Genomic DNA, 23,398 nt, shown 5'->3' with positions numbered 1-23,398 from the left:
CATTTTTATTTTAGGGGTATTCGTGAACCTTCGGTTTCTCCCTCTGGGCGAAATGACTGCTGTAGTCACTTCGACAGAGTCCCTTTTTCGGGACAACGAGAAGTCGCACATATTGGTTTTGAGTGGGAGTAGTCGGTAGTTAGATGTTGTGTGCTAATTTTAAGTGCACGCTTGGCTACTTGTGAGATTTAACCCTTTTTTTTTATTTCTGGGATATTTCTGAAACTTCGGTTTCTTCCATAAGGTAGAAATGATTGAGGTGACCACAGCAACATTGAACTTTCCCAAAAAACCCATTACCTTCATCACGCCAAAACACCACACAATTTCAATACCCTTATTATCAATATTTTAAAAATCAACAAATTACTAATATGCATCAACTTTTAACCATTAATAATTATTAGGTATTAAAAATAAGGCTTAAAACGGCAAAAATAACTTTTAAGAACCCATTTTTTGGACGTGGAGTAGCTTGAAAAACATTAAACCTAGGTGTTCCACGATATTTTCTATCTTTAACCGTATCAACCTATTCAAAAATTTAGATGAAATCATTTATTTTCCTTATCACCCTATTCCTCTCTATGAACACTTACGCCCAAAACACCATACTTCCACTTTGGCCCAACGACATTCCCAACTCCATCAAAACCGACGAAAAGGAAGAGATGGTTAGTGCTGACATTGTTAGGATTGCCAAGGTTCAAATACCCCAAATAGAGGTTTATCTGCCGGCCAAGAAAATAGCAACGGGACAGGCGGTGTTGATTTTTCCCGGAGGCGGTTATGGCATACTGGCCTACGATTGGGAAGGGACCGACTTTGCAAAATTCCTAAACGCCAAGGGTATTGCCGGAATAGTAGTTAAATACAGATTGCCCGGTTCCAAATCGGTCACAGAAAAACATAAGGTTCCCCTTCAAGATGCCCAGCGGGCCTTGCGGCTGGTTAGATCAAGTGCAACCGAATGGAATATAGATCCAAGCAATATTGGCATCCTAGGTTTTTCCGCAGGAGGACATCTGGCCTCTACCCTGGGTACCCATTATAACGAAGAGGTGTATGCCAAACAGGATGACATTGACCAACTTAGTGCACGCCCAGACTTTATGACCTTGGCCTATCCTGTAATCACCTTTGGGGAATTGAACACCCATGGCGGCTCCAGAAAAAACTTATTGGGCGAAGACCCAACACAACAAATGGTAGAACATTTTTCCAACGAATTACAGGTTACTGCCGATACCCCTCCAACATTTTTGCTGCACGCCACGGATGATACCGCAGTTCCTGTAGAAAACAGCCTTTTGTTTTATAAAGCACTTCTAAAGCACAAGGTTCCTGCCGAAATGCATATCTATCCCACAGGGGGCCATGGTTTTGCCCTTGGATTACAGGATTCACATTTGGCAACCTGGACCGACCAATGGATCGGTTGGCTTAATAGCTTAACACAATAATTCTGTAGGCCATTACTGAATATCCTTTTAATAATTATTGAAAAATAGTGCCGATAAGAATGTAAGGAAAAAATATATCCCCGACAATAACAACATGATAGTTATCATGTTTTGAGATAAACAAAGGCTTTAGTTTTACCATTAAATATTCTGGAATGAAGAAGTGGATTTTAATTATGGGGTTGTTGTTTTCTAGTCTTATAACTGCCCAAAAATGGGAAAGCGATTGGTCGGCCGCGGCTGCACTGGCCAAACAAAACCACCACAATGTAGTGTTGGTCTTTTCAGGGTCGGATTGGTGCGCCCCTTGCATAAAATTGGACAAGAGTATTTGGCAGTCCACAGAATTTCAAGAGTATGCCAAAGACCATTGGACCATGCTAAGGGCAGATTTTCCCAGAAAGAAAGCCAATCAATTGGCAGAAGCTCAAAAGACTAAAAACGCCCAACTGGCTGAAAAATATAATAAAAATGGCTACTTTCCATTGGTTCTGGTTTTAGACCCCAATGGCAATATTTTGGGCCAAACTGGATTCAAAAATGTATCCGTTAAGGAATATATTGCACTCTTAAAATCGTTCGAAGGTTGAAAAACCCATTGTTTATAGGGATTGCTCTTATGATTCATTGTTTCGTTTTTTCGCAGGAATTGGCACAAAGACGAACCACGAAACTAATGGGGAGCAGGTTCGATATTACTTTAGTTGCAAAAGACGAAGCTACCGCCAACCATTATATAGACAAAGCCATTGAAGAAATCACCAGAATAGAGAACTTGATTTCCTCATGGAACCCTTCCTCACAAACTTCCAAAATCAATAATAATGCAGGTGTGAATCCAGTAAAAGTTGATCAGGAATTAATAGATCTTATTGAGCGATGCATCACCGTCTCCAAAATTACTGATGGTGCCTTCGATATTAGCTATGCCTCAATTGACAAGGTATGGAAATATGATGGCAGCATGAAGAAGATGCCGTCCAAAGAGGCCATAGAAAATTCTGTTGCCAAGATAGGTTACCAGAACATTATACTCGATAAAAAGGCACAAACGGTATTCCTAAAATTGGAAGGTATGAAAATAGGTTTTGGAGCCATTGGAAAAGGCTATGCCGCCGATAAGGTGAGGAGCATGCTAAAAGCAGAAGGGGTCACCTCTGGAATTATAAATGCTTCAGGAGATTTAACCACCTGGGGGAAACAGCCCGATGGTTCGGATTGGATGGTAGGCATTACCAACCCTCTTAACAAGGACAACATATTTTCATGGTTCCCAGTGGTCAATGCGGCAGTTGCCACTTCCGGAAATTATGAGAAATATGTAATCTTAGATGAAAAAAAATACAGCCACATCATAGATCCCAGAACAGGATACCCATCCACAGGGATCCTTAGCGTCACCATTTTTGCCCCTAGTGCTGAATTATGCGATGCCATGGCCACCTCCGTTTTCATAACAGGGGTGCAAACCGGTCTCAATATGATAAATCAGATTAAAGGGGTGGAATGCATCATTATTGACGATGAGGACAACATTCACACTTCCAAAAATATAGAACTTAACAAAACCCAATAACATTATGCGATGTTTACTCATACCCATTATTGGCATATTATCACTCTCCTCATGTGTTGCCGTAAAAGAATACGACAAGGTATATCTCAATGACGAAGAAATGACCTTGTCGACCAAAAGCTTGGAGCGTTTTGAAACTAATTTTCACATTTATCGGGAAGCTGCTGCGGGCGCCAATGGAGGCAAAACAGGTGGTGGATGTGGATGCAATTAAAATGATAATGAAAAGAATAGGACTTATATTATTTTTTGGGCTGATTTCATGGACAGGAATTTCCCAGGGCAACAACCAAGAATATATAAAAAAAGTCTTGGAAACTACCGAGGTGGAACTCCTTTACAGCTATTACTCCCAAGATGGGGATAATGCGGCGGTTACCGGTGGGGAGGGAACAGAAAAATTGACGGACATGACCCCTACCATTATTGTTAGCATCCCAATAGGTGAGGACAATGTGCTTACTTTGGATGCGGGATTATCGGCATATACTTCCGCCTCGTCGAGCAATATTAACCCTTTTGACGGTAACAAAACAGCCAGCCCATGGGTGGAATCCTCGGGGGCCTCAAGAAGTGATGCCCTAACTTATTTTCACCCTACCTTTACCCATAGTTCCAAAGACAGAAATAATATTGTTAGCGGCAACATTGCAGTATCTTCTGAATACGATTACTTTTCAGTGGGTTTTGGAGGTGGTTACACCCATCTGATGAACGAAAAAAATACCGAATTGGGCATAAGTGGACAGGTGTATTTGGACACCTATAAACCACAATACCCCATTGAATTGCGCAACGGCTTTTTTGATAGCCGAATTACAGGGACAGGGACTTATTCGCCACTGTTTAACGAATTTAAGGACTTAAATAGAAATTCATATTCCCTTTCCCTCAATTTTTCCCAAATCATTAGCAAGCGCTTCCAAGCATCCCTTTCGCTGGATTTTGTTCTTCAAGACGGACTCCTTTCCACCCCACACCAAAGAGTCTATTTGCAGGATAGGAACGACTTTTTTATAGAGGAATTTCAATTGGCGGACAACGTTGAATTATTGCCCTCTTCCAGGTTCAAATTACCCGTTGGAGGGAGATTTTCGTACTACCTCAACGAACTGTTAAGCCTACGTGCCTATTTTAGATATTATTATGACGACTGGGGAGTTACCGCTTATACAGGAAGTTTGGAAATACCTATAAAAATATCGGAAAAATTTACGGTATTTCCAATGTATCGTTATTACACCCAAACAGCCTCCGATTATTTTTACGCCAAGGAAACGGCATTATCAACCTACCAGTACTATACCTCTGATTATGACCTTTCCGAATTTGATAGTAATCAATACGGCTTTGGTATTACCTACAAGGATATTTTTACCCAGTCCAAAGTATGGAAATTTGGTTTAAAGAGCATTAGTTTCAGATTTAACCAATACGAAAGATCTACTGGACTTAGCGCCAGCATATTTGAATTGGGAGCCAAGTTTATAATGGACTAATTTTTATAGTTACCAAGGGTTTCAATTCTGAATCTCTGCAATAACCCTATGGCACTGTTTCCTAGAGCCTGCCTGCGTAAGGCAGGCGCAGTGGGGAGATTTTAGGCAATTGAGGTCACTCCCGATAACCATCGGGATCCGCTTGACCTGACAGACAAACCCCGACTGTGCTATGCCTAACAATAACGATGTTTATTTAGTTAATTAGATAAAATCACTTACAATTGCATAAAATCTTCGGCCATAATCTTCTTGAGGTAAAAAACTAGTTCCTTTGCATTTTCCTGGGAAAAGACCATAGGAGGCTTAATTTTCAATACGTTGTGGTCCGGTCCATCAGTACTCATAAGGATCCCATGATCCTTCATACGGTTGGCCAAATAATCGGTCTGGGCCCCCAAAGGTTCCATTTTACCGTTTACCAATTCAATCCCCAAGAAAAGTCCCTGTCCCCTTACATCTCCGACGATTGGAAAGTCCAATGCCAAAGCCATAAGTTCCTTTTTCAAATAGGTTCCAATCCCCAGGGCATGTGCCTGTAGTTTTTCACGTTTTACAACTCTCAAGACCTCTGTCCCTATGGCACAGGAAACCGGGTTACCACCAAAAGTGTTGAAATACTCCATTCCATTGGCAAATTTTTCGGCGACCTCACGCGTACATACCACCGCCGCCAAAGGGTGACCATTGCCCAAGGGTTTGCCTATGGTAACAATATCAGGAACTACCCCATGTAGTTGAAAGCCCCAAAAGGTTTTGCCCATACGACCGCAACCTACCTGAACCTCATCGGAAATGCACAAACCGCCCGCATCCCGCACATATTGGTATGCCCTTGACAAGAATTCTTCCGGCAACTCTATCTGTCCCCCACAGCTAATGATGGGCTCAATAATAAACCCTCCTACTCCCCTGCCTTGGGCCTCTACATTGTCTATTTGTTCTTTAACCTCCTTGGCATATTCCTCTCCGGTATTTTTTCCTCTGTATTTCCCCCTAAAGGCATCGGGAAGAGGGAAAATATGGGTATGTTCAGGGGCACCTTGCCCACCCTTGCCATCAAACTTATAAGAACTGATATCAATGCACATATTGGTATTTCCGTGGTAGCCGACTTCGGAGGCTATAATATCGCGCTCCCCGGTAACCGCCTTTACCATACGGATAGCCAACTCATTGGCCTCACTTCCCGAATTCACAAAATGGAGTACACTAAGTTCAGGCGGTAAAGTCTCCAACAGCTCCCTGGCCAATTCATTGATATTTTCATGCAGATAGCGACTATTGGTATTGATCAAGGCCATTTGTTCCTGCCCTGCCTTCACTACTTCCGGATGCTCATGGCCAACATGAGCCACATTGTTTACGGTATCCAAATATTTTCTTCCGTATTGATCCATTAGGTAGGCACCTGCTCCACGCACCATTTTAATGGGCACTTTGTATTGCAGGCTCAAACTTTTTCCCAAATGTTCTTTTCTATAGGCGATAATATCCGCGTTGGCAACCTCCCGAGCCAAAGCCAAAGCCGTAGTTTTGAATAACAAATTGGGATCTGGACAAAGACTTTTCCACACTTCAATTTGATTGTGATAGCCCACTCCTGGAAAATCGATTTTATAATCGAGCATGGAAAGCATGATCTGAAAATGCAGATGCGGGGTCCAATTGCCATTCTCTGGCCAATTCCCCAAAACCCCAATAGAATCGCCCGACTTTAATTTGGCTCCTACCTCATACCTTGTAGCACTGGCCACGGACAAATGTCCGTAAAGTGTATAAAACTCCAAGCCTTCTTCCCGATGTTTTAAAATGACCAATCCACCGTATTCCTTATCCCCTTCATCATTGACAGCGGTAACCACTTCCCCATCAAAAAGGGCATGTACAGGAGTATCCGCGGGCAACCAAAAATCGACCCCCAAATGAACGGACCTACTTTCACGCCCCTTATTCCCTATTTTATCGTAGGATGAAGTAGTGTAGATAGGACGGGGCTCCAAATATCCCCCTGCCAAAATTTTGGAAGGGTGCTGCCGCTGTAGTTTATTGAGTTTGTATTGAAAAAAGGGCAAATCGTTAAAATCCTTTTCATGCCCTATCCATTTGCTGGACACACTTAAATCCAAAGCGTGTGTTTCGTCTGCCCCAACAGTCGGAAACAATTGCCTCAAAGAGAGGTTTTGTTTCTTGACCCAAGCTCCAAATTTTTTTTCATGGGGATGGGCAGAATACCCACAGGCTTCCCTAAAACTAAAATGGGCGAAATCGGGATTAATGGTTCTCCATTTTCGAAGCAGCATCCAAGCCGGCTTTTCACTGATCAAAAGATAGGTATTGTCCGGCTCCACCTTTTTGTTGATTGCCGATTTGGTTACGGATATTACCAAACGCATAGCGATGGCCATATACAAATGTTCCAATTCGCTTTCTAACAAGGGAAAGGCATCGTTATAGCCCCGAACAATAGGCAACGCCGCCTCCAAGGGATCATTATGGTGCATTATGGCATAGGCACAGGCAATACCCACATCATTGATAATTTGGGTGTAAACCGAATCCCCAAAATCTATGGCCGAAACCACGACGGGCTTTATCGGATTCTGGGAAACTATAACATTATTGTCGTTGGCGTCATTGTGCACCACAGCTTTGCGAAGTAGTGAATAACTACGTTGAGCACTCGTAAATTTGTTTTGAAAAAAGGCTATTATCCCTTTTTCCTCCCCTTCAAATAGATGAAGATGAGCAGTGGTCCATTCGCCTTGTGCCACATCCCATAGAAATTCCCTATGGGCTTGGGGGTGATCAAAACCTTGAAGGGCCTGGGTTAATCTTCCACAATAATTCCCCAAACTATAGCGCAGATCGTCCAATTGAGGATTTACGGCACTCCATACCCTGCCAGATATCCAAGACAATAGTCTAACCTTCCTGATTTGACCAAAATCGTCCTTGATTTCAGAAATTGGATTCCCAAATGCATCTGGAATCACTATGGGAGAGGTTAAATCCTTACCGTATTCCGAAGCATACTGCAACAATTTCTGCTGAAAATCCAAATACTCAGCGTTCTCATCGGGCCGGGATATTTTTAAAACATATTCCGTCCCGTCCGTAGCATCGATCTTAAAGTTAAAATCGATTTCCCCTGGAAGTGAATTGGCACAACCCTGAATACTAAAGTTTTCAGAGCCAATTTTAATAGCTTGATTCTCCGTTATTTTGATTTTGTTATACTCCATTAATCTTACTGTAAACAATTGAACATTCCATGTATAAATAATACAAGAACCAAAATAATCATAATATGGCCATATGCCCCCAGCCCAAACAAAAACTTGCAACCTAAAAGGACATTAAAAAAAATTTAAAGGCATGCATCAATAGTGCAACCGATTCCCTTAATCCCTAGTCCGATCAATATCACCAAAATTTAAAGACACTGCAGCCAGCCTCATAAACATTAGGAATCAGATTTAACGGATTTCGCACGACTAAGCCAACTTACCGTTATAATTGTTTAAATTGCCCTAAAGTGTAAGCCTGTGTGCTGATTTTTGAATATACAGCCCCAATCTAAGTGATTGACATCTTAAATATATAAATGGGCAATACCATATGATGTAGATAAATACCCAAAATTGGCATAAAACGCAAAAAACCGTACATACCTTACTCCAAATTTGAGGTTTGTTCAAATAGATATAACCAACCAAAAGCAAAGCCAATGCAAATAGTATCGAAATTAAGAATTTTGTTCTTAGTCATCACCTTTCCTGCCTGGTCGCAAGTGGGAAATACCATTACCCATGGACCCATTTTGGGCCATATTAGCCATAATTCGGTCCGTATTTGGGGAAGAACATCTACCCCAGGCCCGTTCAACATCGTCTATCAACAAACTGAAGTTACTTCCCAGACCCCCAAAAGCGTTGAAGTCAATTCATTTAGAGCCGACGACACTACCGGATGGACAACCTTGACCAATCTGGAACCGGATACGGTCTATTCATTTTACCTTCAAGTGGACGGGGACAAAAGCAAGGAAGGTAGTTTCAGAACCTTGCCGGACTCCAAGGATTATGTAAACGTAACACATAACCCGGAAGGGCTTTTCAACTTTAAGTTTGAATACGGCTCCTGTGCCAGTCAAAATCCCGACAACGGTATAGGTCCCAGCCTGCCCACTTATACCACCATGCTAAAGGAGGTTAAGGACGAAGTCAATTTCGCCGTTATGAACGGGGATTGGCTGTACGAGGAAAAACGCGACTATCCGCTGACCGAATGGCTAAAGGCCAACAACCTTAAAAAAGCCGAGCAACCCAAGATGGTTACCCATGCTCCAACCGTTGTGGGGGTTTGGGAAAACTACAAGTCTTATTTGGACAGGGCCGAAAATTTGGCCGAATGGCACCGACATGTGCCCTCCTACTTTACTTTTGATGACCACGAACTGATCAATGACATTTGGGGAGCGGGCACCGCAGGAAGACGGGATCGGCGAACCGTTTTTAGGGATATTGGTACGGCAGCCTGGTACGACTACCTAGGATGGGCAAATCCCACGGAATTTGATCAGGATATCCATTTTGGGAAAGGGAAATTCAGAAAGGGTTCCGATATTCTTACAGACCCCAATGTAGACTTTACAATATTGGACCTAAAGCAAATGGGCAATCTACATGTACTTTGGGGCACTCCTACGGCAGGAGTGGATGAGATTGCCCTGGATTCTGTCGACGATGGCAATCCAAATTCCAAAGTATACGATATAGTAGAGATCATCAATAAACACAAATTACGGATTTCACCCGCTGCAGTTGCCAACGGTTCCGGCGATTACTCTATAGCCCGAAAATCCTATTCCAAATTTACAGTAGGGAATTGCGATTTTTTCCTGTTGGATACCCGAACCCATCGCGAATGGCACGATACCCAAAATCGGGACCAACCTGGCCTAACCCTCCTTGGCAAGGACCAATTGCAGTGGCTAAAAGAGGAGATGAAAAATAGCGAGGCCGATTTCTTTTTCCTTTTTTCCTCGGTACCCTTTATGATCCCCCATATCGGAGCTGGCGGCTATGCCATGTCCAGCAATAAAGACGAATCTTGGACCGTCTTTTTGGATGAACGCGAAAAGTTGATCAATTTCTGGGAGGAGCTGGAACAACCCGTATTTGTATTGACCGGTGACCTTCACAATAGTTTTGCCGTTAAAATCACCGACCATATATGGGAATTTTGTGCCGGGCCACATAATTCGGTAAACCACCGATTGTCGGATGAAGGCAATCGCCCAAAATCGGGCCTATACCAATTTGACAAAAGGGAGATGGACATTCGTTGGTCCAGTTTTGTATTGGACGACATCCCTCGTACAGAGCGGATGTATCCCCATTATTGCGTGGTACAGATAAACAATGTTTTTAACAACCCTCAACAATTGGGTGAAAAACGCTGGGTAGCCTATGAGCACCCTCAGGTCATTTTCCAGTTCTATGACGGAAGAACTGGCGAATTCAGATATTCGGAAACAGTATCCACCAAAAGAAGAAAAAAATGACCTTCACAATAAGCAACTCTTTGTGTTTAGTGTTCCTTGCCCTATTTTGCTCTAGCTTGTCCAGCGCCCAAGAGCCCAAACAAAAACGTCCCAACATTATACTCATCATGGTAGATGACTTGGGATACGAGGCAATAGAAAGCTATGGCGGAACCTCTTACAAAACCCCAAACATAAATAAACTGGCAGCAACGGGCATGCAGTTCAATCAGGCCTATGCCCAACCCCTGTGTACCCCAACCCGAATTAAATTGATGACTGGTCAATACAATTTTCGCAATTGGGAAGCCTTTGGAATACTGAACACTAAGCAAAAAACCTTTGGTCACCTTATGCAAGACGCAGGGTATGCCACCTGTATGGTAGGTAAATGGCAATTACAGAGTTATGACCCCCCGGAATATCCGGGATCCGAATACCGCCGGGGAAGGGGAATGAAGGTTAGTGATGCCGGTTTCGACGAATACAGTATGTTCCATGCGGCCCATACCGAGGACAAAGGTTCCCGTTATGCCGACCCTACCATTTTTCAGAACGGTAAAATCTTGAGCGATACCAAAGGCAAATATGGTCCCGATATTTTTACGGGATATCTCAATGATTTTGTGGGCAGACAAAACGAAAAACCTTTCTTTGTGTACTATCCCATGGCCCTTACCCATGGCCCCTTTACGCCCACCCCCAATAGCAGCGCATGGGCAAAGCCTGAGAACAGATTGGAAGACAACACCATCCATTTTAAGGATATGGTGGAATACCTGGATAAGATAATAGGGGATATCGTCACTAACTTGGAAGAAAAGGGACTACGGAAAGAAACGCTTATCCTGCTGTATTCGGACAATGGTACCCACCAAAGCATCACTTCCCAAATGGGAAATAGAACGGTCCGTGGTGGCAAAGGACTAACAACCGAAGCCGGTATAAAAGTGCCCTTCATTGCCAATTGGCCCGGCCAAATAAAGGCTGGTGGCAACAGTGATGAGTTTGTGGATGCGATCGATTTTCTACCCACCATTCTGGAGGTGGCCAAGACCCCGGTACCCAAAGGTTTTCATACCGATGGGGAGAGTTTTCTATCTGTTCTTAAGGAACGGCCTGTCCTTAGACGCGATTGGGTCTTTATGAGCTATAACCCCAAGCCTGGCTGGGACAAAGATCAATTTGCCCTGGCCGAATTTGTTTTAAACTCCCATTACAAATTATATGGGGATGGCAGGTTCTACGATATTAAAAATGATGTCCTTGAAAAGGACACTCTTGCTACCACAAAAATTAGTCCCCAAGCCAAAGCGATTAAAGATCGATTTGAGGTGATTCTTGATTCCCTTAAAAAGTATCCATCCTATGGTTGGATAGAACGTTTGGATCCCGCCTTGGATTCCCTGGTATCAAAACACGCGAGAATAGAATTGGTGGCCGAGGGCTTTAACTGGTCCGAAGGTCCCGTGTGGGAACCCCAGGGTCAGAAAATTCTTTTTTCGGACGTCCCGGAAAACAAGATCTACCAGTGGAACAATATAGACGGACTAAGCCTTTATATGGCTCCCTCCGGATATACAGGCTCCAATGCGGCAATAAAAGGTAAAGGATCCAATGGATTGATTCTGGATCCCAAGGGGGATTTGGTGCTTTGCCAGGTGGGCGATAGGGCCATAAGCAAACTCATCAGTTTAAAGGATTCCCTCAGTCCCAAATTCCAACCCATTATAACCCATTACAACGCTAAAAGATTTAACTCCCCCAACGACTTGGTATATGACAACAATGGCAACCTATATTTTACCGATCCCTCCTTTGGCCTGGGGGATAAGAAAAGTGACCTTGGATTTAATGGGGTCTTTTTCTATGGAAAGAACGGAGAACTTAGATTGTTGGACGATAGCATTAAAGCTCCAAACGGCATAGCCGTATCCTTGGACAATAAGACGCTTTACGTGGCCGACTCGGACACTAATTTTCCCAAGATTTTGGCCTATGATCTGGTAGCTGATGGAAAAGTAAGCAATAAACGGGTGTTTTTTGACGCTACCGAACTCAGAAACAATAGTATCAGTAAGCAATCCCCGGACGGGATGAAAATAGATGTGCATGGAAACATTTTCTTGGCCGGCCCGGATGGGGTTTTGATCATCTCCCCCAGTGGCAAACACTTGGGAACTATAAGAACCGATAAAAAAACCGGGAACTGCGCCTTTAGCGATGATGGTCGCTATCTATTTATCACCGCCGATGATTATCTACTCCGTGTTAACCTAAACCCATATTCCAAATAAAACCGTTATGTATAAATACATCAAACTCTATTTACTATCTGTTACAGCCTTGTCCATCATTTCTTGCGCTTCCAAAAAGGAGAAAAAAAATCCCGAAGTCGAGACGCCAAACATCGTATTCATAATAGCCGATGATATGGCCTGGGACGATAGTGGTGCCTACGGACACCCAAATATAAAAACTCCCAATATAGACCAACTGGCCAGGGATGGGATGCGATTTGACAATGCCTTCCTAACTGCCAGTTCCTGCAGCCCCAGTAGAACCAGTATTATAACGGGACTTTACCCGCATAACACCGACGCAGAACAACTGCACTGGCCCTTGCCAACTAGCAAAAAGACCTTTGTGGAAGAATTAAAGGCTTCGGGCTATTGGACGGCACAGGCAGGAAAATGGCATTTGGGCGAGGCCACAAAAGATCGATTTGATCTTGTAATGGATGTGGGAACCACAGGGTTTCAACTATCAGCCACTGGAGAAAAAACCAAACAAAAAGGAGACGGCAGTGGCTGTGAAAATTGGGTACCGGTCTTACAACAAAGACCCCAAGACCAACCCTTCTTTCTATGGTTGGCAGCAGTAGACCCCCACCGCCCGTATACAGAAGGAATCATAGACAACCCCCACGAACAAAATGATGTAATTCTTCCTCCCTACTTTCCGGATACCGATGAAGTAAGGCAAGATTTTGTACACTACTACAACGAAATTACCCGCTTGGACAACTACGTGGGCAAAGTTATAGCGGAATTGGACCAACAAGGGGTTACGGATAACACCTTAATACTTTTTATTAGTGACAACGGCAGGCCATTTCCAAGGGATAAGACAACGCTCTACGATGGGGGAATTAAAACCCCGTGGATCGTAAAATGGCCCAAGGTGGTACAGGCAGGCTCCAGCTGTCAAAACTTGGTTAGTGCCGTTGATATTGCACCAACCTTTTTAAAGCTCGCCGGTTTGGAAGTATCGCCAACCTATGAGGGGGTAGATTTTTCAGCCCTATTGAGCCAACCAGAAAAAACGTCCAGGGAAATGATCTATGCTGAGGACCACTGGCACGATTACGAGGATTACACCCGGGCAATACGTACCAAAAAGTACAAATACATTAGAAACTTCTATCCCGATCTGCCAAACACCCCATCGGCCGATGCCTTTGTAGGCGGCACCTTCCAGTCTATGCTAAAACTAAAGGAAAAGAATCAATTAACCGGGGCCCAGATGGGCTGCTTTATATCCCCCCGTCCAGAGGAGGAACTTTACGATATAGTTCACGATCCCTTTGAACTGAAAAATCTGGCCGGCGACCCGAAATTTAAAAATGAATTAATCGCTTTGCGGGCAGAAATGAAAAACATTCGTACAATGACCAAAGACAGTTTACCGTTATTTAGGACCCCGGATGAATTTGACCGCCAAACCGGAAAATCCAATCCCTTTAGAAAACGGCCCCGCCCTTCAAAAGTTGAAATGGAGAAAATTATCATGGAAATGAATAAAAAACCAAAACCTTCTTCCCCCAATTAACAATTTTTTATTCATAAATAAGATTGATATACTATCTTTAGCTCTTGATCAAACTTTACCAAAACATATTCATGAAAAACATTATTTCCCGCCCCGTTTTACCTTTCTTATCTATGATCGTTTTATTGGGGTCATTAACAACGCAATGCAAACAGAAATCTCCAGAAAAACCTAAACCCGTTAATGAAACCGACATTGTTATCCCAGAGGGGTTTTCATTGCAGGTGGTTGCGGAAGATTTGGGAAATCTACGACATATGACCGTCTCCAAAAACGGAGATATCTATGTAAACAGATCCAAACTAAAGGACGACAAAGCCATTGTGTTATTGAAGGACAATGACCAAGACGGAAAAATTGATGAAAGTCGGCAATTTTCCGATCTCCCAGGTACAGGAGTATTAATCAAAAATGGTTATTTATACACCTCTTCAAATTCTGGTGTCTATCGCTATAAATTAAATGAAAAAGAAGAAATAATCGATATTGATAATCCAGAGAATATAGTGGAGGGGTTAGCTGATATGGGACGTGATAACGCAAAGCCATTTGTATTGGACGAGAATGAAAATCTTTATATTACCATAGGTTCCTGGAACGATTCCTGTCGTGAAGAGGGTACTGGGAACGGTATTATGCCCTGTACCATCCTGGATTCTGCAGGTGGAATCTGGCAATTCAAGGCCGATAAATTAAACCAATCCTTTGCTGATGGGAAGCGTTATGCCACTGGAGTTAAAAATGCCGTGGCCATTGACTGGAACGAGAAAACCAACTCCTTGTTTGCAGCCGTTCATGGGCGTGGGGCTTTCCATGATTTTTATCCTGAACACTATACCGCCAAACACAGCGCTGAACTTCCAGCCGAAACTTTATATGAACTTCATGTTGGCGACGATGCGGGTTGGCCTTATATCTATTACGATCAATTTGAGAACAAGAAAATGCTTGCTCCGGAATATGGCGGAGATGGCAAAAAAACGGCCGGGGAAAATGCCATAGACCCTATAATGGCATTTCCAGCGCATTTGGCGCCCAACGACCTGCTTTTTTATACCGGAGAAATGTTCCCGGAAAAATATAGGAATGGTGCCTTTATTGCTTTCCATGGACAATCTCCTGAACTAAAAAAGGGATATTTGGTGGCCTTCGTACCTTTCAAGGATGGCAAGCCTAATGGAAATTGGGAAATATTTGCCGATAACTTTTCCGGCATTGACCTTGCAAATCCCAGTGGCCCAATTCAGCATAGGCCATGTGGACTGGCACAGGGTCCCAACGGGGAACTATATGTTAGTGAAGACCTTAAAGGAACGGTTTATAAAATAACTTATTGATCTTCAAAGAACTGCCCTTAAACTAATTCAACGTTAAAAGTCGGCTAATTGCACCCGAAAGGGCGCTATGGATTTGTTTTAATAAGTCTGGTTGAATATAAATCCCCTTAAAAGTTTTTCTAAGGGGATTTTTTTTTAATTTATAAATCTCCTATCAATATAAACGTATTTCCTCTAAGAGTCATCGCAAATTCTCCTCCTCCCAAATTGGACCTATTCCCTGGCCGATTTAAGAAAATCTTAAGACATCAAATATCCGGTTTTTGTTATTTTTAAGCGGTAAAAATGATTAAATAATTAAAAAACACCTTAAAAACTATGAAAACAGTATTAACAGTACTTTATTTTATTTGTGGAGTAACATTACTGCAAGCCTCGCCGACAACCGAAATTGACGATTTGGAAGTTGGTTCGGTATTAATGATCGGAAGTCCCTCGTCAAATCTATATGAACATATAGAAGTACCGAGGATGAATTTTATCATTAAAAAAGGGGGGATCCCTAACTACAAAACACTTTTCGAAAGCAAAGTGATCATTTCCAAAGTAAAAGAGATGCCAGATGGTAGCAAGATAGTCCACCTAAAGCGTCAAAACGGTAAGCGTTTTTTTAATAGCCATAGCTATATAAAAGCGAAACTTAAAGAAGCCATAGCTTCTGAAGAGTTGGTGAGACTTTAGTAGGTACACCAAATGCTTCCGCTGGGCACCTTCATTGGTGCAGTCCAGCAAAACATTATTTAATACTTAATTTAAAAACCCTTAATCCTAAGGGTTTTTTTTATTGTTGACCTAATCGATAAATGCAAGGGTCCCAACTAAGTCTTTCATAGGATCTATTTTTTCTAATAGCCTTGCTCGGTTGAACCATGGAAATCCATCTACCTTCCACATGACCTAAATCATTGTTCCTCCCTTCTATTCACCCTATCTTATTAAATGACGGTATAACCCAATAATTATTTTCCCAATCGTAAAAGGCTCCCCCTGTGCCGTTAAACTGTTGCGAACGTATGTTTTAGGTAAGTAATAATTCTTGAGATATACCAAAAGGCCTATGAACGTAAAAAAACAGTATTATGCTAGAAAAAGAAAAAAATAATACAATAAACATTCCCCTGAAAAACGTAATTTTAAAGGGCAGTTTACATCTCACGGAGAATGCCCAAGGATTGGTTATGTTCTCCCATGGGAGTGGTAGCAGTAGGCTTAGCCCCAGAAACAATTATGTGGCCAACATACTTCATCAAAAGGGATTGGCTACCTTATTGTTCGACTTGTTGACGGAAAGAGAAGATGATAACTATGAAACCAGGTTCAATATAGAACTATTGACCCAACGTTTGATAGCCACAACAAAATGGGTACTACAACTAAAAGAAACCAAAGGGCTTTCTTTGGGCTATTTCGGATCCAGTACGGGAGCGGCATCTGCCTTAAAAGCGGCAGCTTTTTTTAAAAATACAATAAAGGCCGTTGTCTCCAGGGGTGGAAGACCCGATCTTGCCCTCTCAGAAATACCAGAGGTTACGGCCCCCACACTATTTATTGTGGGCGGAAAGGACACTACAGTAATTGACCTCAATATCCAGGCCTATGCCAAAATTGAATGTGAACGAAAACTCGAAATAGTTCCTGGAGCGACTCATCTTTTTGAGGAACAAGGAAAGCTGGAAGAGGTAGCAGAACTCTCCGCAACTTGGTTTAAGAAATGGTTGATAACCAAAATAGATAAAAATGTTTAAAGACAGAATCGACGCAGGGCTGCGGCTAGCGGATAAGCTGAATGCTTACAAGGATAATGGCAAGGTGGTAATTCTGGCGATTCCTAGGGGTGGATTACCTCTGGGTGCCATTGTCGCCAAATCTTTGAACGCCAAGTTGGATGTTGCCCTTTCAAAAAAAATAGGTCATCCGTTCAACAAGGAATTTGCCATCGGGGCTGTTAGTCTCAATAATATTATTCTCGACGATAACGTTGAAATTTCGATCGGTTATATTGAGAAAGAAAAGAAACGTCTTCGCGAAAAGCTAAAAAAAAGACAAAACCAATATTTCAAGAACAGATCTCCCATAGCCTTAAAGGATAAAATAGTTATCATAATCGACGACGGTATAGCCACAGGAAACACTATACGGGTCACCGCACAGCTGGTCTATGACCAAAAGCCGGAAAAAATAGTGATCGCCATTCCAGTGGCACCCAAATCCACTGTACCAAAATTAAGGGCCGCTCCCTATATAGACGAAGTTGTATGCTTGGAAACCCCCTTTAATTTTCAGGCCGTGGGACAGTTTTATATGGATTTTGATCAGGTGTCCGATGAAGAAGCAATCAAAATATTGGAAGAATTTAATGCTTAAAAATCAGAACAATGGCCAAAAATTCCCCAGGGTTCAATCCCAATAATAGATATTGAAAATAACCTACAATAAAATAATGGCCAAAGTTCCTCTACACCTCGGATATTACTAGGGTTCAAAGCCCCTAATGCATAAAGAATGAAAAAAAGTTGCCTGAACTGATCTAGATCATTTTGCATATGGGTAAGGTATTATATTTTAGCAGTGTTATTAAAAGTTAAATAGTTCTTTGAAAAAATACAGAGGAGTTTTGAATCAAAAAGCTTAAGATTCCTAAGAAACAGAAACGGTCAAGGGCACCCTTTAAACCATTTGAATTGCGAACGGATCTAGTGATAGTTCCTATTAGGGATCAGTGTAAGAGGTCATTGGGCAGAATTGAAAGTTTCTTGGAAACCGGAACATCTAGGTGTTCCGGTTTCTTTAAAGTATTAAGTCATTGATCGCTATCATCGCAAGGTGTTAACGATCCTAGTAAAGGAGTGGCCAAGGTAAACTCCGTAATTGAACAACTAGGGTATTTTAGCAATAGAATGACCTAAACGTCCAGTTATGGGTAAAAACGTAGTCCATTGCTTTATGGGAAACAGGAGGTTTCGGCCTCCTGTTTTTTTCTTAAACCACAAGACCTACAAACCTCTAAGCAGTAATGCCTTAGAGGTCATATAAAGGTATCGCGATTTTTTCCGTTGGTTATAATAACATCCAAAAAAAAAACGTAGCTAGTACGTTCCAAATTGGTTTTTGTTGACCAGAAGGACATAAATCAAAATACCTGAAGGACTGGCATATCCCAGATATGCCGGTCCTTTTTATTTATATATATATTCTAAGAAATACTTCTTAAGTAATTACTCAAGACCATTCCATGGATCATAAATTTTCTTGGTAACGGATTATACGTCTTTTCCAAAAAATAGATTTCATTATATTTTTAACAAGAACGTCACATCTTGGGCGGAATAATTTGTATACTGACTTTAATCATTGAAGTAATCCACCCGCTTTAGTATATTTGGCTAACTTTGATAGTGCTTCGTACAAGCCATTATTAGTATACCATGACAAGACAAAAAGCGACCAATACTACCCCGGCCCATAAAAAAAAAGCATCCATAAAAAAGAGAGGGCCAGTACAGGACAAGGAAAATGATTTCCTAATAGTGGGTATGGGTGCCTCTGCAGGAGGATTGGAAGCTTTCAAAGAATTCTTTGAAGCCATGCCTTCAACATCGGGAATGGCTTTCGTATTGGTACAGCATTTAGACCCCACACATAAAAGTCTTATGGTTCAGCTTTTGAAAAACCATACCAAAATGGAAGTAACCCAGGTTAGGGACAACACAAGGGTGCTCCCTAACCACGTTTATATAATACCTCCCAACAAGGACATGGCCATTTTTCAGGGGGTATTGCATCTTATGGAGCCAATGGCTCCAAGGGGCTTTCGTAAACCGATAGATTTTTTCCTGAGATCTTTGGCCGAAGACCAGACCGATAGGGCTATAGGAATTATCTTATCTGGTACCGGAAGAGAGGGAACACTTAGCTTAAAGGATATAAAGGGCAAAGGCGGATTATCTATAGTGCAGGACCCCGAAACCGCCAAATATGACGGTATGCCAAGAAGTGCCATAGAAGCAGGGGTAGAAGATTTTATATTACCGGTTAAGAAAATGCCGGAGGTGCTCTTAAAATATGCCAAGAATCGGAAATTTGAACCAGAGGGAATTCCAATTCAGGTGCAAACGCCCAACCAACTTTTGGAAAAGGTATTTATCCTTTTGCGCAATGAAACCGGTTGTAACTTCGCCGATTATAAAAGTAGTACTGTTGTACGCCGCATTGAAAAACGTATGGCGCTCAATCAGATCGAAAAACTGGAAGACTACATTAAGTATCTCCAAAAAAACCAAGAGGAAATACAAAAACTGTTCAAGGAACTGCTTATAGGCGTTACCAGCTTTTTTAGGGACAAGGAAATATTTGACAGCCTAAAAGAAAAAGTAGTTAAAAAAATTATAGCCAACAAAAATGATGGTGACACCATTCGTTTGTGGGTCCCAGGATGCTCTACCGGGGAAGAAGCTTATTCCCTGGCCATACTATTTGATGAAGTTATAAAAAATCAGTCCAAGGCTTTAAAGGTTCAAATTTTTGCATCGGACTTGGACGAAAATGCTATTTATACCGCCAGGCAGGGAGTTTATCCTGAAACCATCGCAGTCGATATTGAACCTGAAAGATTGTCCCACTATTTTCAAGGGGACAAACATACCTATAGAATAAAGAAAGGGATCCGGGACCAAATCGTATTTGCGGAACACAATATTATAAAAGACCCCCCCTTTTCAAAACTGGATATGATAAGCTGCAGAAATTTGCTTATTTATCTAAATGTGGAAGCACAAAAAAAGGTTTTTGCCATATTCCATTATGCCTTGAATCCCGAAGGCATCTTACTTTTGGGAAATTCGGAATCCCTAGGCGATTATGCCAGATTCTTTGAGGTGTTGGACAGAAAACATAAAATTTTCAAATTCAAGGATGCCCAACGAGCGGATATGCCAGATATTGGACATCTTTTCCAAGAACCCATTCCCATAAAAACCGTAAACATCCCTGCCCAAAAACGGGAATGGCAGTCCAGTTTGGCCAATATAACCTCAAAAGTATTGCTGGCCAACTATGCCCCCGCCTGCGCTATTATAAATTATAAGGGAGATGCGCTATATTTTTCAGGGAATACGGGTAAATACTTACAGCCCTCTCCTGGAGAGGCTAGGCTGAACATTATAGACATGGCACGCGAAGGTCTTAAAAGCGATCTTAGCGCCCTAATTTCCAACAGTCGCAAAATCAAAAAAATGGAAATCAGAAAAAATGTCCTTGTAAAGACCAATGGCACTCTGCAGACCATTGACATAACAATCCGACCCCTGACCCAATTGGATTCCAACATGGAATATTGGATGGTAACCTTTGAAGATGTAGAGACCCCAACGGAGAAACCAAAAGTTAAAGTTGAAAAAAAACCTGAAGATATTACAGAAATTCAGGCATTGGAGCAAGAATTGGCCGCTACGAAAGAGTATTTGCGGTCTACCATAGAACAATTGGAAGTATCCAATGAGGAACTGAAATCCTCCAACGAAGAACTCCAATCCAGCAATGAGGAGTTACAGAGTACCAATGAGGAAATGGAAACCTCCAAAGAAGAATTACAAAGTGTAAACGAAGAAATAGTAACCGTAAATACGGAACTCCAAGGTAAAATAGACGAGTTGGCCAGGGCCTATGACGACATGAACAATTTACTTGCCAGTACCGAAATTGGAACTATTTTTCTGGATTCCGATCTAAAGATAAAACGGTTTACACCTGCTATGTCCAAAATAATAAATCTTATTAATTCGGACGTAGGCAGGCCTATAGACCACCTGTCCTCCAATCTCATCTACAACGGTATTACCGAGGATGCCCAAACTGTGCTTAACAAATTAACCCCCTATAAAAAAACTGTAAAAAGTAGTGATGGACTTTGGTACCAGATGCAAATCATGCCCTATCGCACCTCCGAAAATGTTATTGCGGGCGTTGTTATAACTTTTGTAGACATCACCCAAGAAAAGAAGTTGGGAGAACAATTGCTCGACATTAAAAAAGAGTACGAGCATATCCTGGAAATGACAAAAACTGTGGTGTATACCCAAAACGATCAGTTGATCTATACCAGTATGGCCAACATACATTCAGATTTCCAGTTTAGAAATATAATAGGGAAAAAAGATGGCGATTTATTTTCCAAGGAGGATGCCAAAAAATTGGATAATATTAAACGAAAAGTACTAGATACGGGCAAACCCCAAAGGGCCACACTGGAGTTAAAAATTAGTGGGGAAGCCCGGTATTATGACCTAATGGTCCGCCCCATTGGCGAGGATCAAAAAATAACCGGAGTAGCTTGTTCTTCCATAGATATTACAGATCTTGTCGCTGCTGAAAAAGAATTAAAAACCCTAAAAGATTATAAAAATGGTCGATAAAGGTTCCCATTCCAGCAACTTGCGTTCCAAAGCAGAGGCCAAGATAAGTACAACACCATCAGGTGGACCGGAACTAACCATAGAGGAGGCCAAAGAACTAATGCACGAACTTGAAGTGCATCAAGTAGAACTGGAAATGCAGAACCAGGAATTGCGTGAAGCCCAGCATCGCTTGGAGGACATTCGCGATCAATATACGGACCTTTTCGATTTTGCACCAATAGGTTATATCATATTAAATGAAAAGGGAGAAATAGAAAACATAAACCTAACCGCCTGTTCCCTGATAGGTATTGATAGAACGAAAATTATAAAAAGAGCGCTATCTGCCTTTATGGGGGCAAACGAGGCTCGCGTACTCTATATTAAATTGAAGGAAGCTTTCCAAAATGGGATATTAAAACCCTTCGAACTAGAAATTAACCGAAACAACAGTGGCTCTTTTCATGCTCTTGTACAGGGCTCCATTACAAAAAACATAAAGGGGCTATTGCAATGCCGCCTGTCCATGCAGGATATAACGGAGGTTAGACAAGCCAGAATAATTCAGCGACAGCACAAAGCCCTTCAAAGTGAAAAGGAAAAAATTCAACAGTATTTAGATCTAGCCCCGGTAGTTTTTATACTATTGGACAAGGATCACAAAATTCAAATGATCAATCAAAAGGGATGCAACCTATTAGGTTACGATAGAGTGGAACTATTGGGCCAAAACTGGTTCGATTTTCTAATATGTAAAGAAAACGGAAAGGAATATGATCCAAACCTAATAGATTTTGAACGTAAAATAAAATTATTGTCCCCTGAATTGGAGTGCAAAGTGAGGTGTAAAAACGGGGAAGAACGTATGATGTCTTGGCACAATACCACCTTTTTGGGCAAGAATGGCGACCAGATAGGGGTACTTAGTGCAGGTGAGGACATTACCGTGCGAACAAAACTGGACGAGGAAAAGCAGATATATACCGACAATCTAGAGTTAAAAATAGAAGAACGTACCAAAGAGTTGATCAAAGCCTTGGAAGCGGAAAAAAGGATCAATGATTTAAAAAGTAATTTTATTACCATTGCCTCCCACGAATTGCGCACTCCCATTACCATTGTAATGTCGTCCATTATTTTAATTGAAAGATATAATAGCTTGGGGCAGTATGATAAATCCAACAAACATATTGCCCGAATCAAATCATCCGTGGACCATTTTGTGAATATTTTGGATGACTTTTTATCCTTGCATCAGTTGGACAAGGGAATTATACAGATCCACAAGGAAGTCTTTGATCTGGAGCCCTTTATACAAAACATTATCACCGATATGAAAGGCCTTCTCAAAAAAGGACAGCGTATCAATTACAGGCATACGGGGTCAAAAAAGCTTAATTTGGACCCAAAAATTCTAAGGAATATCATCCTAAACTTGCTGTCCAATGCCTTGAAATACTCTAATGACCAGATAAACATTAAGAGCGCACTCAGGACAGATCATCTTACAATAACCATTGAAGACCAAGGTTTGGGCATCCCGGAGGAAGATCAAAAAAATCTCTTCACAAGTTTTTTTAGAGCTAGTAATGTAGAACACATCCAAGGTACGGGTTTGGGACTTAGTATCGTTCAACGATATCTGGAACTATTCGGTGGAAATATTAAATTTAAGAGTATTCTAGGAAAGGGCAGCGCTTTTACAATTGTAATTCCAATATCCTAAATCCTCCATAAATTGCCTTTACAAAT

General features: G+C 41.8%; 15 protein-coding genes. 14 read left to right on the top strand and 1 reads right to left on the bottom strand.

What is annotated here, in order from left to right; translation table 11 throughout:
• Positions 1-548 precede the first annotated feature (548 nt).
• The 5 genes from MWU84_RS13000 to MWU84_RS12980 all read left to right on the top strand — a co-directional run bounded on the left by MWU84_RS13000 (position 549) and on the right by MWU84_RS12980 (position 4,538).
• On the top strand, positions 549-1,463 hold the full coding sequence (locus MWU84_RS13000; protein ID WP_246901912.1) for an alpha/beta hydrolase: 915 nt from the start codon (positions 549-551) through the stop codon (positions 1,461-1,463).
• 155 nt (positions 1,464-1,618) lie between these two features.
• Positions 1,619-2,053, top strand: a complete 435-nt coding sequence (locus tag MWU84_RS12995) for a thioredoxin family protein (protein WP_246901911.1) — start codon at positions 1,619-1,621, stop codon at positions 2,051-2,053.
• Positions 2,054-2,082: 29 nt separating this feature from the next.
• Positions 2,083-3,039 (top strand): FAD:protein FMN transferase, encoded by a 957-nt coding sequence (locus tag MWU84_RS12990; RefSeq protein WP_246902064.1) that lies wholly within the window; start codon positions 2,083-2,085, stop codon positions 3,037-3,039.
• A gap of 1 nt (position 3,040) precedes the next feature.
• Positions 3,041-3,253, top strand: coding sequence for a DUF4266 domain-containing protein (locus MWU84_RS12985; RefSeq protein ID WP_348647871.1), 213 nt, complete (start codon positions 3,041-3,043; stop codon positions 3,251-3,253).
• A gap of 7 nt (positions 3,254-3,260) precedes the next feature.
• Positions 3,261-4,538 carry a DUF3570 domain-containing protein gene (locus tag MWU84_RS12980; RefSeq protein WP_246901909.1) on the top strand — a complete coding sequence of 426 codons (1,278 nt, stop codon included), beginning with the start codon at positions 3,261-3,263 and terminating at the stop codon, positions 4,536-4,538.
• Between the two features lie 218 nt (positions 4,539-4,756).
• On the opposite strand, the gene MWU84_RS12975 is transcribed toward MWU84_RS12980, so the two are convergent.
• Entirely contained in the window at positions 4,757-7,783 is a 3,027-nt protein-coding gene (locus MWU84_RS12975; RefSeq protein WP_246901908.1) for an aminotransferase class III-fold pyridoxal phosphate-dependent enzyme, read from the bottom strand.
• A gap of 485 nt (positions 7,784-8,268) precedes the next feature.
• Between MWU84_RS12975 and MWU84_RS12970 the strand changes: the two genes are divergently transcribed.
• From MWU84_RS12970 to MWU84_RS12930, 9 genes are all read left to right on the top strand, one after another.
• Positions 8,269-10,107, top strand: a complete 1,839-nt coding sequence (locus MWU84_RS12970) for an alkaline phosphatase D family protein (protein ID WP_246901907.1) — start codon at positions 8,269-8,271, stop codon at positions 10,105-10,107.
• Entirely contained in the window at positions 10,104-12,383 is a 2,280-nt protein-coding gene (locus tag MWU84_RS12965) for a sulfatase-like hydrolase/transferase (RefSeq protein ID WP_246901906.1), read from the top strand. The genes MWU84_RS12970 and MWU84_RS12965 overlap by 4 nt, the downstream gene beginning before the upstream one ends.
• Positions 12,384-12,390: 7 nt before the next feature.
• Positions 12,391-13,917, top strand: coding sequence for a sulfatase (locus MWU84_RS12960; protein WP_246901905.1), 1,527 nt, complete (start codon positions 12,391-12,393; stop codon positions 13,915-13,917).
• Between the two features lie 71 nt (positions 13,918-13,988).
• Entirely contained in the window at positions 13,989-15,254 is a 1,266-nt protein-coding gene (locus tag MWU84_RS12955; RefSeq protein ID WP_246901904.1) for a PQQ-dependent sugar dehydrogenase, read from the top strand.
• A gap of 318 nt (positions 15,255-15,572) precedes the next feature.
• A complete protein-coding gene (locus tag MWU84_RS12950; protein ID WP_246901903.1) occupies positions 15,573-15,935 on the top strand; it encodes a hypothetical protein in 363 nt (120 codons plus the stop codon).
• A gap of 398 nt (positions 15,936-16,333) precedes the next feature.
• Positions 16,334-16,999 (top strand): alpha/beta hydrolase, encoded by a 666-nt coding sequence (locus tag MWU84_RS12945; RefSeq protein ID WP_246901902.1) that lies wholly within the window; start codon positions 16,334-16,336, stop codon positions 16,997-16,999.
• Positions 16,992-17,618 (top strand): phosphoribosyltransferase family protein, encoded by a 627-nt coding sequence (locus MWU84_RS12940; RefSeq protein ID WP_246901901.1) that lies wholly within the window; start codon positions 16,992-16,994, stop codon positions 17,616-17,618. The genes MWU84_RS12945 and MWU84_RS12940 overlap by 8 nt, the downstream gene beginning before the upstream one ends.
• A gap of 1,061 nt (positions 17,619-18,679) precedes the next feature.
• The gene (locus MWU84_RS12935) at positions 18,680-21,664 is read left to right on the top strand and encodes a chemotaxis protein CheB (RefSeq protein ID WP_246901900.1); all 2,985 of its coding nucleotides are present in this window, start codon (positions 18,680-18,682) and stop codon (positions 21,662-21,664) included.
• Positions 21,654-23,372, top strand: coding sequence for a PAS domain-containing sensor histidine kinase (locus tag MWU84_RS12930; protein WP_246901899.1), 1,719 nt, complete (start codon positions 21,654-21,656; stop codon positions 23,370-23,372). The genes MWU84_RS12935 and MWU84_RS12930 overlap by 11 nt, the downstream gene beginning before the upstream one ends.
• Positions 23,373-23,398 lie beyond the last annotated feature (26 nt).

The sequence above is a fragment of the Arenibacter sp. F20364 genome (genome assembly GCF_023015905.1).
In the GTDB taxonomy this organism is placed as follows: domain Bacteria; phylum Bacteroidota; class Bacteroidia; order Flavobacteriales; family Flavobacteriaceae; genus Arenibacter.
The sequence above is the reverse complement of the archived record's forward strand: the minus strand, read 5'-3'. Positions and strand labels throughout refer to the sequence as shown.